This is a genomic window from Pedobacter sp. R20-19 (assembly GCF_000708265.2).
Taxonomy (GTDB): Bacteria; Bacteroidota; Bacteroidia; order Sphingobacteriales; family Sphingobacteriaceae; genus Pedobacter.
This window is the reverse complement of record NZ_JCKI01000009.1, coordinates 135004-154345: the sequence shown is the minus strand read 5'-3', so window position 1 is coordinate 154345 and position 19342 is coordinate 135004. Positions and strand designations below refer to the sequence as shown.

At 38.0% G+C, this 19342-nt stretch carries 12 protein-coding genes; 2 read left to right on the top strand and 10 right to left on the bottom strand.

Annotated elements, in window-relative coordinates; translation table 11 throughout:
• Positions 1–26 precede the first annotated feature (26 nt).
• On the bottom strand, positions 27–266 hold the full coding sequence (locus AN34_RS19880) for a helix-turn-helix domain-containing protein (protein ID WP_051666746.1): 240 nt from the start codon (positions 264–266) through the stop codon (positions 27–29).
• A gap of 428 nt (positions 267–694) precedes the next feature.
• Here AN34_RS19880 and AN34_RS19875 point away from each other — a divergent pair, with 428 nt between their 5' ends.
• Positions 695–1249 (top strand): hypothetical protein, encoded by a 555-nt coding sequence (locus AN34_RS19875; RefSeq protein ID WP_157263360.1) that lies wholly within the window; start codon positions 695–697, stop codon positions 1247–1249.
• A 181-nt stretch (positions 1250–1430) separates the two neighbouring features.
• Here the strand turns inward: AN34_RS19875 and AN34_RS21480 are convergent, their stop codons facing one another.
• The 7 genes from AN34_RS21480 to AN34_RS19840 all read right to left on the bottom strand — a co-directional run bounded on the left by AN34_RS21480 (position 1431) and on the right by AN34_RS19840 (position 13200).
• Positions 1431–2573 carry a TlpA disulfide reductase family protein gene (locus AN34_RS21480; RefSeq protein WP_029288546.1) on the bottom strand — a complete coding sequence of 381 codons (1143 nt, stop codon included), beginning with the start codon at positions 2571–2573 and terminating at the stop codon, positions 1431–1433.
• A gap of 3 nt (positions 2574–2576) precedes the next feature.
• Positions 2577–4208, bottom strand: a complete 1632-nt coding sequence (locus AN34_RS19865; protein ID WP_051666745.1) for a S41 family peptidase — start codon at positions 4206–4208, stop codon at positions 2577–2579.
• Between the two features lie 5 nt (positions 4209–4213).
• Positions 4214–6202, bottom strand: a complete 1989-nt coding sequence (locus AN34_RS19860) for a TlpA disulfide reductase family protein (RefSeq protein ID WP_029288541.1) — start codon at positions 6200–6202, stop codon at positions 4214–4216.
• Between the two features lie 13 nt (positions 6203–6215).
• Positions 6216–7586 (bottom strand): RagB/SusD family nutrient uptake outer membrane protein, encoded by a 1371-nt coding sequence (locus AN34_RS19855; RefSeq protein ID WP_029288539.1) that lies wholly within the window; start codon positions 7584–7586, stop codon positions 6216–6218.
• Positions 7587–7591: 5 nt separating this feature from the next.
• Positions 7592–11194, bottom strand: a complete 3603-nt coding sequence (locus AN34_RS19850; protein ID WP_051666744.1) for a SusC/RagA family TonB-linked outer membrane protein — start codon at positions 11192–11194, stop codon at positions 7592–7594.
• Positions 11195–11335: 141 nt separating this feature from the next.
• Positions 11336–12523, bottom strand: coding sequence for a FecR family protein (locus AN34_RS19845; RefSeq protein WP_029288535.1), 1188 nt, complete (start codon positions 12521–12523; stop codon positions 11336–11338).
• A gap of 98 nt (positions 12524–12621) precedes the next feature.
• Positions 12622–13200: an RNA polymerase sigma factor gene (locus AN34_RS19840; protein WP_029288533.1), complete on the bottom strand. Its 579-nt coding sequence runs from the start codon at positions 13198–13200 to the stop codon at positions 12622–12624.
• Positions 13201–13836: 636 nt separating this feature from the next.
• On the opposite strand from AN34_RS19840, the gene AN34_RS19835 reads away from it, so the two are divergent.
• The gene (locus AN34_RS19835) at positions 13837–14211 is read left to right on the top strand and encodes a chorismate mutase (protein ID WP_029288531.1); all 375 of its coding nucleotides are present in this window, start codon (positions 13837–13839) and stop codon (positions 14209–14211) included.
• Between the two features lie 90 nt (positions 14212–14301).
• Here the strand turns inward: AN34_RS19835 and AN34_RS19830 are convergent, their stop codons facing one another.
• Positions 14302–16746 carry a DUF4982 domain-containing protein gene (locus tag AN34_RS19830; protein ID WP_029288529.1) on the bottom strand — a complete coding sequence of 815 codons (2445 nt, stop codon included), beginning with the start codon at positions 16744–16746 and terminating at the stop codon, positions 14302–14304.
• 51 nt (positions 16747–16797) lie between these two features.
• Positions 16798–19341, bottom strand: coding sequence for a hypothetical protein (locus AN34_RS19825; protein ID WP_029288527.1), 2544 nt, complete (start codon positions 19339–19341; stop codon positions 16798–16800).
• Position 19342 lies beyond the last annotated feature (1 nt).

The following is a 19342-nucleotide window of genomic DNA, read 5'->3' as shown; positions in this document are numbered from 1 at the left end:
GAAGAAAATAGAATTTATATTTGAAATTAATCAGTGCATTCTTCCAAAAGTAGACCGGGAGAAACATTTAGGGCATCGGCAATATCAAAAATAATTGATATATTAGGGTTAACCAGGCCCCTTTCCATTCTACTGATTTGGGAATAATCGACATCAATCAGGTTAGATAATTCTTCAATGGTAAGTGACTTGAGTTTTCTGTATCTTCTTATATTTTTAGCTAGAATCGATATCCCCCGTTCATTGCGTTTATGCTTCCCTTTCATCAACCAGTTTGGCACAATTTAATGCAAAAATTATCATGCGCAATAAAAAGAAAATATTTATTGTATAATAGGGATTAAAATCCCTATTTTTATTCCTGAAAGCTTTAAGTTTTAATTGTCCATCCCGAATCTTTAATAATGAACGCTAATAATAAATGGGGATTTTGTTCTACAATTGTAGATTTTGTTCCCAATTTTTACGCTAATTCAAATGGCTCTTTGGTCTATTTATTAATTGCTATTTTATTAGATAGATACGCTAACAATCATTCTCAAATCATTCAGCAACCCGGCATAACAGACAAATTATGTCTTTACTTTTTTAATCATGGAACCTAGAAGTTCTCATCAATAATCTGATGGGTATAAGAATCATTTCAAACATTAAAAAATTAGAATTCAAGATGTTTTATTTAAAAGAAGTAAAAATGAATATAGCTAAGGCAAGGGCTTTTTTAAGAATTTTTAGTGCGTTTAACATGAGTCGACAGGAATTAAAGCAGGTATACAAACATACCAAACTGATCAAAATAAACCCCGGAGAACAGCTCTCCTTTACGCATCAAAAAGAGGATGACAAAATACTATTCGTAATCTATGGCATACTGAATGGTTTTTTTATCCCGGAAGAAAATGAAAGAATAAATATCTGGCTGGGCCATTTTGGAAGTATAATAAAACCTGCTGACATTAAGGAAATCATCCCTGAAGTATTTGTTATTGAAGCCATTGAGTATGCTGAAGTGCTTGAAATTAGTCAGAAGAAGCTGGAAGAAATCGGTTTTTATTTCCCATACATATTAAAACATATGATCGAACATATCTACCTCAAGATGATGCAAGATGCCAATAATAGAAACACGCTATTTAGAATGTGTAATCACACCTTAAGGTTTAATTATTTCCGTGAAATTTATCCTGGATTGGATGAAAAGTTACCAAAAGATCTATTGGAGGCTTATATCCGTCCGTCTACCTTATAATCCATTTTATCATCAGCTTATCTTTAAAGCAATCATCCATTTTCTTCTTATATACAATCGTATAAATTAATAAGATGAAACTAGATTCATTTATTTGATTAAACCAAACATTGAAAAGATTAAACAAAAAATGCAGGCGACATCCATCAACCTGCATTGTCATCATTAACTATAAAACTGATTATTTTGCTTCAAATATTTGTTTCATCTTCGCTTCAAGCGCTGCACCACGAAGTTCTTTTGCAATAATTTTACCAGAAGGATCAATTAAAAAATTCATCGGAATAGCCTTCACTTCATATTTCATCGCTGCATCATTTTCCCACCCTTTTAAATCTCCAACTTGTTTCCAGGTTAATTTATCATCAGCAATGGCTTTCATCCATTTAGCTTTGTCAGTAGCTTTATCCAGTGAAACACCTAAAATTTCAAATCCTTTAGATTTATATTGCTCATATACTTTAACCAGGTTTGGGTTTTCTCTTCTGCATGGAGCACACCATGATGCCCAAAAATCGATCAATACATATTTACCTTTAAAATCAGAAAGTTTTACAGGTTTACCATCCACATCAGGTTGTGTAAAATCTGTAGCTTCCACCCCTTCTTGTGTTTTCTTGAAAGTGGCAATACGTTCACCTACCTGCTTTCCAAAATAAGAATTTCTTAAATCAGTACTCAAACCGAGGTATACTTTTTCCATTGCTATGGCATCAAAACCGGGGCTTAGCGTAGAGTTCAATGCCATTAAAGACATATACTTTTCTCGATTCTGCTTTACATAGGCAATCTTAGCATCCACAATTTCTTGTTCGATTTTTCTGGCTCTTTTTTCCAAATCCAGAATATAATCCCGGTCTTGTTTTTTAGCTTCAGGTTGTGCTGCATACTCTTTATTCAGATTATAATAACTGGTATAAAAAGGCTTCAGGTATTCATCTACTTTTTTGCTTTCATCTGTTAATGTAGAACCTTTTATAATGGCGTTTTTTAAAGAATCTTTTCCGGTAATGGTGATGTTTTCATTACCTAAGATGATCGCCATTCCATCAACCTTTACCCTTCTACCCGGAGTATCAATTGCAGCATCGTGCTTAAGGCGAAGTGTAGCCTGCATGGGTGAAGGAACGGTACCTTTAAAAGTAAATGCGCCATTTACCAAAACAGCCGAATCCAGTTGTTGCTTGCCTTCCATATCAATCAATAGAAATGCTTTAGCAGGTTTTCCTAATTTACCAATATGACCTTTTATAGTGTAACCTGTTTGCGCAAAGCACATCAATGTGCTCATGGCTGTAATAGCTGTTAGTATTATCTTTTTCATATTTTATTTCTTTGAAATTTTACCTGTAGATTTTGTTTTTGTTGTCTGCTTTCCATCCAGCAGGCCATTATAATCAGCCTGAGATTTTAGCAGCGAGAGTGCGGTATCAAATGAATTATTCGCTTCATTTCTCACCTGAATGGCGTAAGATTTCCCTACGTATAACATATCTGCCATTTCTGCTTTTAATTCTACCGCAATTGCTTTTTGAGCGGCAACATCTGTTTTAGCGGGTAGTTTTATTTTGCGGGCAGTTGCTGAATCAAAAATGTGGTTAAGCATGGCATTCCTGATGGTGAAACTTTCGTTAAAAGATTCGAAAGTGGGGTAAGTTTTTAATAAACTTTCACGATTTTGTTGCACATCATTAAATGCAGCAGCAGTAACAAGCCCACTATTCATTAGTTTATTTAACCAGGCACTATAAAGCGCTGTATCAATAGCTACAAATTTATCAGGCATAATGCCACCACCACCATAAACGGTGCGTTTATTAACCAGTGTACTGTATCGTAAAGAATCAGGGAAGTTTATATGGCCGCCTTCGGTGAGTTCGCCAGATGCCATTCTTCTGTTAAAATCTTCAAAATAATCTGTTTTGCCTTTTGCATAGGGTTTCTGAATTGATCTGCCAGATGGGGTATAATACCGGGCTGCAGTTAAGCGGATAACTGATCCATCAGCAAGTTGCAGCCCTTTTTGCATTAAACCTTTACCAAAGCTTCTTCTTCCAACGATTACCGCACGATCCCAATCCTGTAAGGCACCTGTTAAGATTTCGCTGGAGGAAGCGGTAGATTCATCAATTAAGACGACTAAATCTCCCGTGTTAAATTGTCCGAAACCTCCTGTTAAATAGTGATCTTTTACGCCACTATTGGTTACCGAATAAAACACCATTTTCTCTTTAGATAAAAACTCATCAGCAACACCAATTGCTGCTTCTACCAAACCGCCTCCGTTAGATTGTAGATCTAAAATTAGTTTAGTCATGCCTTGAGCCTTCAATTTTTTTAAGGCTTCATCCATTTCCCGGCGTGTAGACTGACTGAAAATAGATAGGGCGATGTAACCAATATTTTTATTAACCATGTAACAGGATGTGATAGACAGTTCTGCAATTTGCGCCCTTACTACATTAAATGTTAATGGCGCAGGTTGAAATTTGCGAACAACACTTAATTCAACTGCCTTTCCTTTTTCGCCTCTCAGGCGATTCATCACATCCTGGTTTTTAAGGCCAACACCAAAAATTAACTTTCCATCTACTTTGGTAATCTGATCACCTACTTGTAAACCTGCTCTGGCTGCAGGTCCATCAGCATTAATGCCCGTAACAAAAGTACTGTCGGCTACCATGGCAAACTGAATACCGATCCCAGCAAAACTACCAGCCATTGATGCATTCATTGCTTCAACTTCTTCTCTGCTGATGTAGCTGGAATGTGGATCCAAATCGCTTAACATCGCTTTAATAGCCACATCTACCACTTGTTCATCATTCACCGGATCTACATAATTATCCTGTATCAGCTTAAGCGCATCTTGCAACTTAATTTTTGGATTCATCTGCGCCTGGGCATTGTAGCCAATCAATAGCAACAGCATGCTCCATAATATTTTCTTTCCCTTCATTTTTATTATTTTTCTGCTCTTAATATTTCTATAGCCATGGATAATTCATCGCGCAACTGACTTGGACTTCCTGAATAACCTTCAGAACTGTAGCGCACTTTACCATTTTTAACGATGATTTTACGGGGAATAGCAGATGATTTGAACAATGGTGTCAAGCTTCTAAAAACCTGATCCTGTTCGCCCTTTGCCCCCACCGCATCGTGCAAGAGATTGAAACGATAATGATTGTCTCGTACATACTTAACAGACTTTGCTTTATAGTCACCAAACTGCATGGTACCAATCATATATACGGCAACTTTCGGATCTTTTGCATACTGATCAACCAAAAGTTGCATACCTGGGAAAGCTTCAATGCATGGCCTGCACCACGTTGCCCAAAAATCAATTACCACAATTTGATCAGCCCAATCTTTTGAATGAACCATCTTACCATCTGCATCTTCCAAACTAAAAGGAATGAGTGGGTAATCCACCATATTAGACATCACATGAATACGCATCTCATTTTTTTTATCTGCCGGGATCAGCGCTGAAATGTATTCCTGATAGCCATTTTCATTGCCATTGTGCGCATCCATATAAACCTGCTTTAATTTTTCAAACATGGCCGGCGTAACGGCATTCGCAGCTACACTGTTTTCCAGTAGTGGTTTAACGGATTTCTCATCACCTAGCTTTTCCAAAATATACACATGCATGGCATTTAAATCTGCATTGCTGTACATGCCTGTTTTTGACAGGTATTTAAAATACGGTATGGCCCCAGCATAATCCTGCTGATCTTTTGCCAGGATAATATGAGTAAAAAGGCGATCGTTCATCTGGTTATCGGCATTGTCTTGCGCCTTTTGCTGGTCATGATCAAAATCGATTAAATAAGATCCGTCTTTCTGATGATCAATTAAATACGGTATAATTTTAAGACTTAAACCATACAGCATCTTACGGTCTGCCTTACCAGCCATTTCACCTCGCGTCAGGTTCCAGCGATAGATTTCATTGGCTGTTTTGAAATCGATATCTTTAAAAAGCGACAAAAACTTTTCTGTTTGTCCGCTTTCAAAATAGTTTGCAGCCAAACCTCTATAAAGTGAGTAGTAGATAAATCCCTTTTCATCTGGATTTTTCTTCCATTCCACATACGGAAATCTTTTCAAGTAATCTTCAGCGGCTGCTTGAAAGTTTTCGCCAGACTTCTCTTCAGTTACCTTTTTATATAACAACAATCTTGCTGTACCACTTTTAGGATAGTTTAATTCAATCTGTTGCGCTAAGAGATCAGCCGCCTTGGTGTTTTTTATTTTAAGGTAATAGCGTTGCATTTCGGCAAGCAAGTCCTCATTCAGATTCCCTTTTTTGAGTTCATTCTTTATCGTTTCATCTGCAAAAACATCAAAATCCGTAGCAGACATGGTAAGGCGTTTAAGATCCAGATAGGTAAATAAAACGCTACGTAAATTGTTTTGCAAAAACTTAGCATCTTTTTTTAACAGGGAATCTACCATTGCAGCATCCTTAACCGGATTTAAAAAACTATTTAGGCTCCAGTTACCTGTAAGGCCACTATGAAAAGCAGCTTCAACCAGAAAACTACCTGGAACGTCTTTTTTGTTTTCTAAATAGGTGCGGCTAAAATAACCCATGCCCTTGTTATTATCTGTAGCTTCTGGATTAATAGAATCACCCTGATAAAACCTGAGCGCAATAAAAGCACTCTTTGCTGGCAGCAAGTATTCGCCCTCCCAGTTATCTTTTGCTCTCTTTAAAATGACATTTGTGGTATGCCATTTAAAATCACTGTAAAATGCCATTGTGGCTTTCGCATTATCACTAAACTCTAAATCGCCTCCTTTAGGTTGATAACTAAAGGTGATTTTTTTCTGTTGTAAGGGCCTTTCAGGTGTAAAGCTTAAGCTTTGCGCTGCCAGTTGCTGCCCAAAAAATGGGCAAAGCAACAGCAGACATATTTTTGAAATGTGTTTCTTCATAGGGATTTTTATACTATCGTGGATTTTGTTCCAATTCGGGATTTAGCAATATGTATTTATCACCAATTGGGTATAAATAGAGGTTGGAATTAGGTTGAAGGGTATAATCCAGGTTTTTAAAATTTCGGGTTTTTACCTGGGCAAAATCATTATCCAGGTTTAACCTTTTCTGATCAAACCAACGGATGCCCGTACCAAAAAATTCTTTTCTTTTTTCTTCTATTACGATACGAAGGGCATCACCAGCACTTGATGCGGTTAAGGGCACATAATTAGCCGTTGTAAAACGTTTGATTCTGAGATTATTAACCAGTGTTATAGCATCGGCAGTTCTGCCGGCCCTGGCTAAACACTCTGCCTTAATCAACATCATTTCTGGTACCGATGGCCCGTTATTAATCACAAATTCATTAATCAGGTATCGGCATGATGCTCTTCCTGTGAAGGCCGTACTTAACTGTGTTCCAAACCGGCTTCTTGCATCTGTAAAAAGTTTATATCGTAAATCTGTCGATCCCATGGAAGTGAGCAGATTATTGCTTACCGGAATGGCGGTATAAACCACATTGGCAATCTTTGAAAAAATCACCTCCGGATTACTTAACCTTACCGGAATTGTACCTGGGTTGTTTTCGTATGTTTTTAAATCGAGCAGGCCACTTTGCAATGCCAGCGTACTATCTGCATAAAGGCTGGCATTGTTAAAATCTCTCCTATTTAAATAGGTTTTAGCCAGTAAAGCATATACTGAAACCTTGGCAGGCCGAACATTGTATTCTGGTAATCCCGGAAGACGACTGATAGCGGCTTTAAGGTCTTTTAAAATCAAATCGTAAACATCAGCTACAGATGCTCTGTTAAGCTTGGTATATAAACTTGGTGTGGTAAGCAAAGGCACGCCCAAATCAGTAGAAGCTGTTGTACTGTTATATTGTTTACCGTACATGTTTACCAAAATGAGGTAAGCATAAGCACGATGTACCAAGGCTTCGGCATATATTTTCTGCTTTTCAGCTTCACTGCCATCTTTCGATTCTAAAACACCTTGCAGAACCTCATTACAGGTATAAATGGCTTTATACTGTTTATCCCAATCTGCATCGCTTTGACTTTCTGAAGTATATTTCGGAGCCCAGGTATATACATTGCTTAAAATATCGCCCAGGTTATTTTGCCTGGTGGCATCGGTGATTTCAGTATCATCACCCGACAGAATCGGATAAGAAAATGTACCCTCCAATACATTATTATTATTCATGGTATACCTGAAATCTGAAGTATACTTTAGTGTTCTAACAGAAAGCTGATCTATTTCTACATACTTTCTGCAGCCTGCCACAGCAATAGCCAGGACAAACCATATCATTGAATATCTCTTTTTCATATTGATTATAGTGTGGCGTTTATTCCAAAAACATAACTAGGTGTAGGGGTTACACTCCCGAAGTTTCCTGTATTGATGAATTCAGGATCAATTCCATCTTTATTGGCCCGCCAAATAATGCCCAGATTTCTAACATTTGCAGAAAGTGCAATTGATTTTACAAGATTACGCGGCAAGAAACGTTGGGGAACAATGTAGGATAATGATACCTGTTGTAAACGAATATTATCAGCGCTTCTAACCAAAGCATCAGAAAAACGATAACGGTTAATGCTGTTAAAATTCACACCAGTTATTCCCGGTACATCTGTAAAAGCCTCGTCACCAGGTTTTCTCCATCGATCAGCCAGTTCCCCTTGACGGCCTAGTACACCACTATAAGCAAAGTCTGCAGTTGTTGGATAATTGGTTACTGCATTTTTCAGAAAAACATGCCCGAAATAACCGGTTACTCTTACGCCCAATTCCAGCTGACCATATTTAAAATTATGATTAAAACCAGCTGTATAAGGTGCATACTGTCTTCCAACATATACCAGATCATCTTTTGTAAAAGCGTTGGTCAGGTTAGTGGTATTATTAATGATATTATTATTTCGGTCGTAAATTTGAGATTGTCCTTTACTATCAAGACCGGCCCATCTGTACAAATACAAAGATCCTAATGGCATGCCTTCTATAGCGGTTCCAGATCCTACTATGGTACTGGCATTATTAGCCAAACGGGATTCAGTTACCTTATTGGTATTATAACCAAAATTTAATATCGATTTCCAGCTGAATTTTCCTGCCCTGATCAGTTCACCATTAAGGGAAAATTCATAACCGCTACCACTCAGTGTTCCACTATTGAATGAAAGGTTAGACCATCCATAAGTTGCATTATAAGGAAATGCCACTAAAATACCTGTCGTACGTTTAGTGTAAACATCAAAACTACCGCCTAACCGGCCCTTCATAAAACCAAAATCAAACCCTAAGTTCGCCATTCTGGTGGTTTCCCACCCCAGTTCAGAGTTTGCAGGTGTTTCGATACTTGCAATCGGCTGTCCGGTTCTTGCATCAGTACCTGATACTGAAATGATTGGAACATTAGTTCCTGCAGAGGGCACTACCCCACTGGTACCTATTGTTGCACGAACACTAAATTGATCTAACCAGTTTAAATGCTGAAAGAAATCTTCTTTGCTTGCATTCCATCTCAAACCAACTGACCAAAATGGAACTGCTCTTTCGCTTCTGTCTACACCTAATAGTGTATAATCATCAAAACGCACGCTTCCCGTTGCAAAGTATTTATCATTGTAACTGTAAGATGCGTTGCTATAATAGGATAAATAACGTTTCCTGTAACGCACCAAACTACTCAAGTTTGTACCTAATGATTGTGAATAGCCATACATGGTTGGATATTGCACCGTAGGGTTAACTGTTATAATGGTTCGGGTATCCTCATTGTAACCATATCTGGTTTCAGAAGTACTACCAGATTCGGTTTCCCTAATCTCGGCGCCCGCTATTGCATTAAACTGATGTTTGCCACCAATATTAAAGTCAGAATTTAATTGCCCTCTTAATGAAGTTTCTGTAGCGGTGCTGCCATAAGTAGCATATCTGCCCCCATAATTTACATTGTTAACAGCTTTTCCGTTTGTAACTACTGTAAAGGTATTTACCAATAATCTACCTGTGTAACTGTTTAATTCATCAAGCGTATAACCATTTGAGAACTGACGTTGATTGGATATTGAAACATCGGCATTTAACCATTTCGCAATTTTACCATTTAAACCAGCACTCATTCTAATCACATTGTTTTTTGTGATAGAGTTAGAATAGTTCAACTCATCCATGGTATTATAGGTGAATGGAAGATACCCTTGTGCCACCATTGAGTTGGCTACTGATTCACGGATAATGATATTTCGCCCAATACTGTTGCCATTGGCATCAATTAACAGATCATAAGGACGAAGCGCTGTAGTACTTACCGAAAGCGCATTAACCGCTGCAGCATTGTACTGAGATTTAGAATACTGATAGTTGAACAATGCCCTTAATGTGATTTTTTTATTGAAAAAATCTGTTGAGGTATTGGCATTTACAAAGGCATTTTCGCCGTAGTTACTTTTAAAGATGGGAATATCTTTTGTATAATTTCCGGAAATGTAATAGGTGCTACTTTCTGAACCGCCAGAATAAGATAGGTTATACTGGTGGTTTATGGCATTCTGCAATAAATGATCCTCAATCTGCTTCATGCCATCTCTCGAGCCAATTTCAGCCAGGGCTGCATCACGCTGTGCAGCGGTAGCAGTGCCTCTTTTCACCCTAAACATCCATTCCGTAGCCTCACTATTGTTTGCTGTATAAATGGCGTTAGATGGTGAGGCAGCAGCAGGATCTACAATCAATCCTTTATCCACCATTTCCTGTTCTAAATTGATATACTCCGCACTGCTCATCCAGTTTAAATCTGAAATGGAAGGGTTTTTAGAGATCCCAAAAATATAACCAACATTCAATGAAGGGGCTATCTTCCTACCTTTTTTAGTTTCAATTACAATTACACCATTTGCTGCCCTAGAGCCCCATATGGATGTAGCAGAAGCATCTTTTAAAAAGGTAATCTGCTCAATATCTGCAATATTTACATTGCTAATAACTGAATTACCAAATGTATTACCGCTTACGGGGGTGGTTAAAGTTGCAAGGTCACTCGGATTCATCAGAGGAAAGCCATCCAAGACGATTAAAGGTATACCACCACCGCCGCCGTAATTATTTACCCCACGAATTTGAACAGTATTGCCTTTAATATTGAACTTTACACCTGCTACCTGCCCTTCGAGGCGTTCCAGAATATTTACCGCAGGATTTGCCTGTAAATCTTTAGCCGTAATTACGCTATATGCTCCGGCAACCCGTTCTTTGCTTATTTTCTGGTAACCGTTAGAAACTACGCTTACCTCATCCAGCACAGCTGATACTGGCTGTAGGTTCACTAAAAAACTTCCGGTTTTTCTATCTACAAAAATCTCCTCGCCCTTATAGCCTAGATAAGTAATCTGAAGAACAAAGCCATTGGCCGGAATATCTTTAATCACTAGCTCTCCCGCTTTATCCGTAACGTACATCTTATTGATGGTTTTGTTATAAACATTAGCACCTGGCAATGGTCTGTTTAAAGAATCCCTAACCGTAATTTTCACTTCATAATCGTTAACGATATCCTTTAACTTGTCTATTGAAGTCTGTTCTTTAATGATAATTGTTTTACCATCAACCGAAAAGGTAAGCGGCTGGGCGGCCAGTGATTTCTGAATGGCCTCAAAAACATTAACCTGGTTAACGTTAATGGATACAGGCCTGGCATCCAGCACGATGCTGAGATCATAAATAATATCATAGCCACTTTGCTTGCGGATCTCTTTCAAGATACGTTCCAGAGGCGCATTTTTTTCCACAATAGAAACTTTTTGCGCCCTGGTTGATGCGCTCAATTGCATAAAAGCAATCATTAAGATCGTGGCCGTAAGTCGCATAACAAGCAGCAGTTTGCTGAGCTGCCTGTGGGGCAACCCGAGTGAAGTAAAATTTTTATACATTTGTTTGTTTGGTTTAGCATCATGCTTACGTTTCGAAGGCTTTGCATGATGTGGTTAATAGTTGATAGTTATTTATCGGCATCCAAATTATTTCCAGAGGTGCCGCCAAGCACTTCTGGTTTTTTTTTTGATACCGGATGGTTATTTAAAAACGGTGATCCTCCTTCCCTCTAATTTAAAATGAACTTTTCCAGTTAACTGAATATGGTTTAATACTTCTGATATATTAGTCGCTCTTGACATCCATCCGCCCAGCATAAGCTGTTTTGGTGCAGATTCGTCGTAAACTACTTCTACATCATACCATCTGGCTATCTTGCGCATAGCACTCTGTAAATCTTCTCTAAAAATAAACTCTCCGTTTTTCCAGGCCACCGCTTCCTCTGTATCCGCATTCCGCAACTGCATTTTCCCCTTGTAAACCTCAGCTTGTTGTCCGGGTTTCATCAAAGCGGTTTGTCCTTTCACGCCATCAACCCTCACACTTCCCTGCAACAGTGTCGTTTTGATAGCAGGCTCATCCAAATAGGCATTAATGTTAAAATGCGTACCCAAAACCTGAACTTTTTCATATTCATCAGCATTTTTTTTCACTGACACGGAAAATGGTAATCTTCCGTTTTTGCCTTCTATATGCTTTATTTCAAAATAACCCTCTCCTGTAAGTGTAACGTTTCGTTCATTGGAAGCAAATTTGGTCGGATAGGTTAATGATGAACCAGCATTTAACCATACAGTTGATCCATCCGGTAAAATGATGGTATACTGCCCTCCCGCGGGTGTTGATACGGTATTAAAGCCGGAATGACCTTTCGAATCTGAGGCTACTTTATAAATCAACTGACCGTCGGCTGTTTTAATTATTTCTAAACCATCCTCTTTAAGCATCTGACCATTTACCATTTGATTGAGATCTATTTTTCTTCCATTTGACAGTGTTAAAAGGGCAATATTTTTACCTGGAGCAATATCATTGCCTTTGGCAATTACAAAGTGATTCTGAGCTTCCAGGCTATTTTTAGTTAAAAAAACGGCCAACCCCATCACCACAAGCAATGATGCCGCAATTCCAAGTTTAGTGAACATTGATAAAGATGTTAGAAAGGATGTTTTTTTATTTCCTTTAAAAGAACTTTGATCTAATTCAATGTTTTGATCGATTTTTGCCCATATGTTGTTTCCAACCTCCTGGTAATTAATTTCTATTTCCTGATCTGTTGCTGCTTCAGCATTTAGTAAGTACCAGGTTTCCAGTCTTGCGCTTTCCTGAGCCGATAATGTATTGCTTAGGTAATCACTGACGGGTTGACTTTTACTGTTATTATTCATGCGTTATCATAGGTGGTATATTAGCATGACAAGCAGCTCAATGCAATGTTGTATTGCACATTAAAAAAAAGTTACTTTTTTATTAATTTATTAAGTGATTACAAAAAAGTCAGGAATATGCCGAGGTGATTTCCGAATTTAGTTCTTAAGCTGGAAATGGCTTTATTCATTTGTGTTTTAACAGTAAGTTCGGAAATATCCATTTTCTTGGCTATCTCTTTATAAGAAAGGTTATGCTTGCGTTTCAATTCGAATACTTCACGCATTCTGGGTGGAAGTTTTTGAATTTCGGATTCAATGAGTTTGGCTAAAATATTTTCTCTTACCCTATGATCAGCTATTTCGTATCCATCTTTCATGAAACTTCTGATTTCTGCCAAATAATTATCCTTTACCGTACTTCTGTTAAAAATATTTAAAATGTTATTTCGGGTTGAGGCATACAAATAAGCTCCTATGGAGATATTTTCATCCAGTTCGTTTGCTATTTTCCAAAATTTTACAAAAACATCCTGAACTACATCTTCACTTTCATCATGATTTTTTAACATTTTAAAGGCATGTCTATATAAAATAGGCCAATAGCGACTATAAATTTCAGCAAAGGCATCCTTATCAGCGACCTTTATCATCGCTAATAGCTTTTCGTCACTAATAGAAGCGTAAAATGCAGGCATTTGCGCAGGAGAATTTGTTTGGAAATTATGGATATTTTAGTTGAGCGTTAAATATAGAGAATAATTTCATCCATAACCCTAATTTATTGATCAGTTAAATTAAAAGACATTAATTATTCCTGTAATTTTTAACAAATCCACTTATTCTACGTTCTAAATATTCGATAAAAACATAAAATCGCCTTAACAAAAAAACCGATGTCGTTAAACAATCGGCTGAACTAAGAAAACTAAAATTATGTACTTAAAAAATGTAGAACTTTTTGAAACAACGGTAACATTTAAACCGCCTTACCGGAACAAATGTTAACACTGTGCCGAAAATAAATCCTCTCTTCACTCTATAGGTTTCAGGATTTTTACATTTTGGGCATTTATGAGTAGCGGCATTCAATTTTGTTTGGATTTAATCAGGGATAGAGACTATGATACAAACATACGACCTCTTCGAAAAAAAAAATAAGAATATAGATATAACCATCATATCAGTAGATGAATCAACCGAAATCATCGTTTATGTTAAAAAATTGATATGCAATTCTTCATTTAACATTAAAACTGACTTCAACCTGCATTTGATGAAACAATAACTGTTGCGCTTCATATTAATTGAGGTTCAATTGACGTTAATGGGATATGAAACTTAAACAATATTTACTCGTAGCCTTATTAATCATTGGCAGCGACCGCATATTTGCACAATCAACTTCTCCTTCTTCTAACATGAACCCATTGGAAAATAATAGAAAGAAAATAGATTCATTAGATCAGCAACTTATTGAGCTATTGGGTCAGCGAGAACTTGTAGTAAAAGAAATAGGGATTTATAAAGCAAAAAATAACATCCCACCTTTACAGGCCGCACGCTTTCAGCAGGTGTTGGAGAAAAATATAGCAGCTGGCAAAAAGCATGATTTATCACCAGATTTTGTAACTGAAATATTTAATGCCATTCACAAGCAAAGTTTAAGGAAAGAAGAGGAATTAAAATCAAGCCATTTCAGGCAGTAATCCTAATCAAATTTATAATTGATGTTCCATAAAATCAATGACTTTAAGGAACATCAATCAGGTTTATTTTTAAGCGGTATTTAATCGTAATTACAGTTTTTGAGCGGCTATTTCTACTGTTCCACTGATTAGTGATTTACCCTTAACTTTTAAAACCATACTGCCCTGTTTGTGTGTAGACTGCACTAAGATGACCAGCTTTCCGCTAAAAAGTTTCATGGTTGGTTTATCGAACATTTCTAATGAAGTGGCGTCACCATTACAAACGGCTTTAAAAACGCCTTCTCCTTTTACTTCAAAATCCAATCTGTTGCTAGCTGTCGGACAAGGATTTCCATCTTTATCTACCACTGTTGCAGTAATGAACGAAATGTCTTTTCCGTCAGCTGTTAATTGTTTACGATCTGGATCCAGCACAACTCGATAGGGTTTACCTGCGGTTATTTTTGTTTCTTCTGCAACAGCTTTACCATTTTGATCATAGGCTACCACTTTCAATGTACCTGGCTCGTATTTTACATCCATCCACATTAAACGGTAACGGTTTTGAGGCGTGGCATTGTTTTTCTTTTGCACGCCTAAGCTTTTGCCATTTAAAAAAAGTTCTGCGCTTTCATAATTTGTGTAAACAAAAACGGGTGTAGTTTGCCCTTCTCTACCCTCCCAATTCCAGTGTGGGAGCAAGTGTAAGGTTGGCTTTTCTGTATTCCATCTGCTTCTGTATAGGTAATAGCGGTCTTTTGGAATCCCGGCTAAATCACACATGCCAAAATAAGAACTTCTTGAAGGCCAGCTTTCATCATACGGTGTAGGCTCACCCAGGTAATCAAAACCTGTCCAGACAAACTCACCGATTACCCAGGGCTTATCGTCCTGCATCACAAAGTCATCATCCGGCACGTTAGACCAGTCACAACATTCCAGATCGTAAGATGAACTCTGAAAATCAGGGTAAGTTTTATTCTTAGCTTTTACAACAGGGAACTTATAAATCCCTCTTGAACTTACCGTTGAAGCTGTTTCAGAACCCAGTAACATTCCCTGAGGAAATGCTTTATAGGCTTCATCGTATAAATGCACCCTATAGTTTAAACCCGGAATATCCAGCAAGGCACCAAAACCAGAAGCCATGGTGGCTTTTACCTGATCCATGCCTACCGTTACCGGACGTGTTGGATCTTCTCTGTGAAAAATTTCCTGTAGCCATTTGGCTCTTTTCACACCTTCTGAACCAAACTGATCTGGTACTTCATTGCCCGAACTCCACATGACGATGCAGGGATGGTTTTTGGTGGCTTTAACTAAATTCACAATATCTTTTTCCGCATCCTGCTGAAAGAAGCGGTGATAACCATTTTCTACTTTTGGCTTTGCCCATTCATCAAAAGTTTCGGCCAGAAACATGAAACCAAGTTCATCACACAATTCCAGTTGTTCTAAAGATGGCATATTGTGCGAACTTCGAATGGCATTGCAACCCATATCTTTTAAAATTAGCAGTTGTCTGCGCAATGCGGCTATATTAATGGCTGTGCCCAGCGGACCTAAATCATGGTGCAGGCAAACGCCCTTAAACTTTCTAACCTTTCCATTTAAACTGAAGCCAGTTCCGGCAAGGTAGCTGATTGATCTAACACCAAAACGGGTAGTTACTTCATCTAAAAGTTTGTTCCCATCATATAAGCCTGAAACAACGGTATACAGATAAGGTGTTTCAGGGCTCCATAAATTTGGATTTAATAGTTTAATATTTTGATCGGCTTCATTGCCGAAGTATGTTTTGGCTGTATCTGTAGCAACCAATTTTCCCTGGCCATCTAAAATCCTGGTAATCAGTTTAGCCCCTACAGCAGAAAGTTTGGTTTTGATGTTCACCTTAGCGAAATCCTTGCTTACTTCTGGCGTTGTAATGCTTACACCCCACTGATTAATACTTTCTTTATTTTTGGTAATTAACCTAACGTTGCGATACAAACCTGCACCAGGATACCATCTGGATGACTTTGGCTGATTACTCAGGTGAACCGCCAATACATTATTTGTTCCGGCAAGTACACGATCAGTAATATCAATATAAAAGTAGTTATAACCGTAATTCCATTCACCCACTTTAACACCGTTTAAATACACTTTGGGTTCACTCATTGCCCCATCAAACTGCAAAATTACCTGTTTGTTTTTTGCGCTGGCAGGCAGAGTAAATGTATTGCGATACCAGGCTTCACCAATGTAAGGCAATGCACCCGTGCGACCAGTTTTCTCACTCGGCTTTGATTCTCCATTTTGCACAATAGCCACCATTTGCTTATCAATTTCCTTATCAAAAGGCCCTTCTATTGCCCAGTCATGCGGAACGGTGACATTTCTCCAGGCCCGGTCATTAAAATCTTTTGTAAATGCGGCTTCATTTTTACCTTTAAAAAACTTCCATCCGTCGGTAAGCAATTGCTCTGTTCGATTTTGCGCAAATGAAGTAAATGTAACTGTGAGCAGGAAAAGGATGATCAGCGTGCTTTTTAAGGAATAAATTTTCATAAAGGATCAATGTAATTGAATAAGGTATCAAGCTAAAATAGAGGTAATAGCTTATTTAAAGTAAACGGATGATATGGTTAAGTTAACAGGTTGAATTTTGTCACTATAACCAAAGGTAACTTCTAGTTTTTCGATTAGATTTAAATCAAAACCGGCTTTTGTTGATGATTGATAATATAAAGGCAAGAAACCAGGATATGGTCGTGGCAATAACAATTGCTGGTCTGCTTTCAACAGGTTTAACGGAATCTCTATTTCCTGGAAATCCCGGTCAGCCGAAATTTCTTTTGAAAAGAAATGTGCATCTGCATCAATTAGACCCACTTTCACTTTTGTATTTTTAAGGTTTGATTTCATTCGGATCACCAATGTTCTAACTTCTGATAAATCATTCATTCTTCCCGACAGGTAATCGCCAATAAAACTTTGAAAACCCATCATCGCTGCCTTTTCTGGCGCATTCATTGAAAGCTTTAATTCCAGGTTTAGCGGATTTTCAGACGAAGTAAATTCCATTTTATTATTCTTCCAATCCGGATTATAAATATTGATGTTATTCCGGTCTGATTCGGGATTAAAGATTTCCAGATGCGCATTTTTCGCCGCTACATAAGTCTGGTAGCTTTCCGTTTCTAATTTATCCCATGCATCGGGATTACCTGGAACATTTCCTGGAAAAGTAAGGTATTTTCCAGTGGCCTGGTGAACAATAACCTGGTAATTTAATACTCCTGGTTTTACCATTTCGGCAGGAACTATTGCCGTGAAATGGTACGGATCTATTTTATTTAAGCCCATGCTTCTCCATTGGCCGACCGCATTGTTCAATGCTATGTAAGCAGAATCTTTTTGATCAAGACCAAAAATTTCCATTTTAATTGCCAGATCTACATTTTCACTCGCAGTTTTTAAAGGTTGATGTTTCACCAAAACACCCTTTAAGCTGGCCTTTGGTACAACGAAATCGCCCAAAACGATATTTTGATAGGCATCTTTAGCCTTCCATAATGATTTTACCCCTTTCTTCACTAATAAATAACTTCCAGGCGAAATATTGAATTGACCATTCTTTGTTTGGGCAGTATACTGATTACCAGCATTTAAGCCTTTAATTTCAAATGTTGTGCCCAAATCATCCAGTTGAATATCCATTGCTGAATTTTTCCAATCAATTTGTGTGACCGCTTTTTGAGGCGAAGCTTTTGCAAAAGGATCAGCAACCGGAATCGCGTCAGGCATCACTTCCAAACGCCAGATCCCATTGGCAACCTGATCAATAAAATAAGCACCATTGCCTTGATATTGAACTACGGGAGAACTTCCTACACCTGCAATATGCTTGATTTTTTGGGTGTTAACCGGCTTCGAAACAGTTGAATTTGTATAATAAAAAGCCTCTTCTGTATTCATTTCGCTAAGTGCCTTTTTGTAATCGAGTTTAAAAGCACCAAAACTGGTTTCACTATTGGATTTAAATAACCTGGGAAGCTGATGAAATACCTTGGAGGCAATTAATAAGCTAATGGCTTTTGAAGGCGTGTAAACCATGTTTAAATAATGGGTTTGGTACTCGGTATTGGCATAGGCTGTAGCCATTGGATCATAGGCAAATTGTGTGGCCCATTGAAAACCTGCTGCCCTGAAACTTTTCGCCATGGCCGGATACATAATGGGGGTCATCACATCGCCTGCATCAAATTCGTACACCACTTTTGCGCGGTTGGCGAAGGCAGGAATGGTATCAAATGGTATTTGATAAGCAGCTACATTTGGCAGAAAATTGCCTTTTAAGGTATGGCCTGCTACTAAACCAGTTGGGTACCACTGAAAACTATGCCCCTGAACATCGGCTTTAACAATAGCTAGCGCGTATTTAGGCGATTCGCTGATGTTGTAAAAAATGGGTTTGCTCCACCCGGTACTTTTGATGGCACTCACCATTCTGTTGATGTATTCTGTTGTGCGTTCAGGTGCGCCACTATGCTGGGGTTCATTGTTCACTTCAGTTGCCAGAATATCAGCATCTTGCTGATACGTTAACCCTGTATATGGATTTTTATGCTTGAAGAACTGTTTAAGGTAGTTTTCCTGAGCCTTAAAAGCCGCTTCATTAATTAACGCATCGTGTTTACCGTATTTACTGGAGAAGCTTCCGGTACGCTCATCTTTTTCCGGGTATCCATTGCCCCAAAAAGCAATGGGTGTGACTAATGTTTTAATTTTTCGCTTTTTCAATTCCGCCAGTAAAAAATCGAACAGGCGTAAATGTTCATTATTCAATAGATTTCCCAATGAATCTGAAATTTCCGTATCCCATACATGTACCCGGAAGGCATCTAAACCTAAACGGGAAAAATGATAAACATCATCTTTAATGGCCTGTTCTGCACTAATTCCCGTTTTCAAAATGGCCCGATTGCCATAGGCAAAGGGTGCTGTGTAATTGACACCAAAAAAGGCAGCTTCCTGATGATTTTTTTCCCAACGGATCACCCCTTTCGCATCTACATAAATGCCTTGCTTATTTTGTGCACGGACAAAGCCGGACATCAAAATAAAGATCAGAATAAATAAATATTGTTTATTTAATATCATG